Genomic DNA, 3,145 nt, shown 5'->3' on the forward strand with positions numbered 1-3,145 from the left:
AACCTCTATAGATCGACCCCGTCAAAAGTGAATACAGCATCTAACCATCAACTAATCCGGTAAAAACAGACCATTAATTGCTATCAAAACCCTTAATTGTTAACCAGTGTTACAAATATTTGAGCAATCATTCAATTTATATTTGAGTGATTGCTCAAAATCATTTATAGTGGTTTCAGTTATCAATTAGAAGGTAATACCTTTACAATAATGAGCTCTAACTCTAATCACATATTATCGTTATTTTTCAACCTAAATGATCGAAGAAATCTTTAATACTGTTACTAAATAGGAATTATATATGACTGACTTTATACTACATGACAAACAAAGCGCGCCAGCAGAAAGCGCAGCACTACTTGATATCTCAATCAATGCATTTGGTATGGTTCCAAACTTACATGCCGTAATGGCTGAAGCGCCTGGACTACTTGAAGGCTATCAGCATTTGCATCAACTGTTCTTGGACAGTAGCTTTGATGATGAAGAGACCACGGTAGTATGGCAAACCATCAACGTCGAGCATGAATGTCATTACTGTGTGCCAGCTCATACGGGTATTGCCAAAAGCATGAAAGTCGATGATGTTATTACTGACGCATTACGTAATGAGACGCCGCTACCAACTGCAAAACTAGAAGCTTTACGTGACTTTACTCTATCTGTGGTTCGTGATCGTGGTAATGTCAATGATGACGCTGTACAAGCATTCCTAGATGCAGGCTTTACTAAACGTCAAATACTAGAAGTCGTACTTGCTGCAGCACAAAAAGTGATGAGCAACTACACCAACCATTTAGCCAACACGCCAATAGATAAGCCTTTTCAAAAATTTGAATGGCATAAGGCTGACTAACAGTACAGACTAGTTGAGCAAAGCATTCTGTATCAAATAGAGGGAGATACTATGACAAGTATAAAAACCCCATTGCGCATCGATATTGTATCGGATGTGGTTTGCCCGTGGTGTGCTATAGGCTATGGACAGTTGGCCGAAGCACTCAAACAAACCAATACTGAGTACGAGATTCATTGGCATCCGTTTGAGCTTAATCCTGATACACCAAGCGAGGGATTAAATCTACGAGAGCATATCGCTAAGAAATACGGCTCAAGTCGAGAAGAATCTGATGCTAGCCGCGCTAGAATGACTGAGGCTGGTCGTGAGGTTGGCTTTGCATTTAACTTTACTGAAGAGAGTCGCACTTATAATACCTTTGCTATGCATCAGCTACTGCAATGGGCCGATCAGCAAGGTCGTACGCATGACTTAAAGCAAGCCTTGTTCGCTGCTCACTTTACTCACGCTAGAGATGTTTCTAACAAAGAAGTCTTAGCCGATATCGTAGCAGAGATTGGTTTAGATCGTAGTGAGGCGTTAACAGTACTAGCAGATCAACGCTTTGCTGAAGACGTCCGCAAAGCTCAGCAACAGTGGAGACAGCAAGGTATTCAAAGCGTACCTTCTGTTATCTTTAACCAAAAACACTTGGTTAGCGGTGCTCAAGGGGTCGAGAATTTCAAAAGAATTTTGCAGCAATTAGCAGAGATGCCACAATAGATGTATCTCTAATTCATAATAAAAAGGCTCTGCAAAATTTAAAACTAAAAAGGCTACTTAATCTTTCAAGTAGCCTTTTTTTATACCTACTATTATACAAATGACCGTTAACATCCATACTCATGTTTGATTTTCAGCTTACATGACCATCATACTAGCGAACGTACGCTTATTCAGACTCATCAGTTAAACTAAGCTTGGCCACTAGGCATCGTTTTCACCAACAGACTCATTATTACGCAAGCTTTCTATAGAAGAGGCCATATCCTCTGCAAGCGCATGAACCGCTGCACTATCAACATCGCGCTGAGCAAAAGCACGCAGCCCCATAACCTCGGCTTGTAATCGACGAGCTAACCTCAGTGGATCGAGCGTATCATCCAGCTCTCCTAGCTGCTGTGCTTCCACAAAACATGCGGCAAAACGCGCCTCCATGCCAGCCAATAATTTCTCGACCTTTTCAAGTGCTGACTGTTCACGAGCACCAAGCTCAAGTAAGCTTTTGACCAACATACATGCTCGACTGGGCAGATTTTTTTCGCGGATACCGCCAAGCTGGCGCATGTAAGCCGCCAACCCTAATAAAGGGGACTCATAGCTGCCTAATATACGCTCAAGCTCTTTTAATCCTGCCTGCGCATAGTAATCAAGCGCTTCTTGAAATAATCCATCTTTGTTGCCGAAAGCGGCATAAATACTGCCTGGTCGCATATCTAGCGCTTGCTCAATATCTTTTAACGAGGTCGCATGAAAGCCTTTTTGCCAAAACAGCTGTATGGCGCGCTCCAATGCTTCATGACGATTATATAATGTAGTACGTGACATAATATTCCAGTTCTATTCCATGATTTTAGAAAAAAATAAACATGGCTATACAATTTGAGTGACTACTCAATTTTATCTTGAATGATTACTCAAGTCCAGCTAAAGTAAGTTGATAGAATATCATTATTATATTATCAAACCTTACTAGTAAGGCTTACTTTTATTGAAATAGAAACTTTCATGTCCTCTATCTACTCAGCTCCGATTATCGTATTCGATGTCAACGAAACCTTACTCGATATCGATACGCTCACGCCCTTATTCACGCGCTTATTTGGGGATAAAAACAGACTAAGAGAGTGGTTCGCACAATTGGTACTTTATTCGCAAACCATGACTTTATCTGGTCTCTACACGTCTTTCGGCGAGCTTGCCGTTGGTGCCTTGCAAATGACAGCAGATATTCATGCCGTTACGCTAACAGAATACGATGTTCAGGAGTTTAAGCAGCGTATGAGTGAGATGCCAGCTCACCATGACGCTATCCCTGCTTTGACCAAACTACGTGATGCAGGATTTAGATTGGTGACCTTGACCAACTCAGCGCCCAGCACCTCCTCTCCGACACCGCTTGAAAAAGCAAGACTAAGTGAATTCTTTGAACAGAATTTCAGTGTTGCAAACGTCAGCCAATGTAAACCGGCAGCGGCAACATACCAAATGGTCGCTCGCGAGCTGTCCGTTGAGACCTCAGATTTATGCCTTGGTGCTTGTCATCTCTGGGATGTTTTCGGTGCCAAAGCAGCAGGATGACAAGCG

At 42.1% G+C, this 3,145-nt stretch carries 4 protein-coding genes; 3 read left to right on the forward strand and 1 reads right to left on the reverse strand.

Annotated features, from left to right (window positions below; genetic code table 11):
* Positions 1–301: 301 nt before the first annotated feature.
* Entirely contained in the window at positions 302–856 is a 555-nt protein-coding gene (locus tag VLN09_RS06005; protein WP_325244635.1) for a carboxymuconolactone decarboxylase family protein, read from the forward strand.
* Between the two features lie 51 nt (positions 857–907).
* Entirely contained in the window at positions 908–1,561 is a 654-nt protein-coding gene (locus VLN09_RS06010; protein WP_325244637.1) for a DsbA family oxidoreductase, read from the forward strand.
* 204 nt (positions 1,562–1,765) lie between these two features.
* Here VLN09_RS06010 and VLN09_RS06015 read toward each other — a convergent pair whose 3' ends face one another.
* Positions 1,766–2,386 (reverse strand): TetR/AcrR family transcriptional regulator, encoded by a 621-nt coding sequence (locus VLN09_RS06015; protein WP_325244639.1) that lies wholly within the window; start codon positions 2,384–2,386, stop codon positions 1,766–1,768.
* A 180-nt stretch (positions 2,387–2,566) separates the two neighbouring features.
* Here VLN09_RS06015 and VLN09_RS06020 point away from each other — a divergent pair, with 180 nt between their 5' ends.
* The gene (locus VLN09_RS06020; protein WP_325244641.1) at positions 2,567–3,139 is read left to right on the forward strand and encodes a haloacid dehalogenase type II; all 573 of its coding nucleotides are present in this window, start codon (positions 2,567–2,569) and stop codon (positions 3,137–3,139) included.
* Positions 3,140–3,145: the final 6 nt, after the last annotated feature.

It is taken from the genome of Psychrobacter sp., assembly GCF_035469765.1.
GTDB lineage: Bacteria > Pseudomonadota > Gammaproteobacteria > Pseudomonadales > Moraxellaceae > Psychrobacter.

Excerpts from the sequence above, each read along its gene's own strand:
- VLN09_RS06005 (WP_325244635.1), top strand. The coding sequence starts at position 302 with ATGACTGACTTTATACTACATGACAAACAAAGCGCGCCAGCAGAAAGC.
- VLN09_RS06015 (WP_325244639.1), bottom strand. The coding sequence starts at position 2,386 with ATGTCACGTACTACATTATATAATCGTCATGAAGCATTGGAGCGCGCC.
- VLN09_RS06020 (WP_325244641.1), top strand. The coding sequence starts at position 2,567 with ATGTCCTCTATCTACTCAGCTCCGATTATCGTATTCGATGTCAACGAA.
- VLN09_RS06010 (WP_325244637.1), top strand. The coding sequence starts at position 908 with ATGACAAGTATAAAAACCCCATTGCGCATCGATATTGTATCGGATGTG.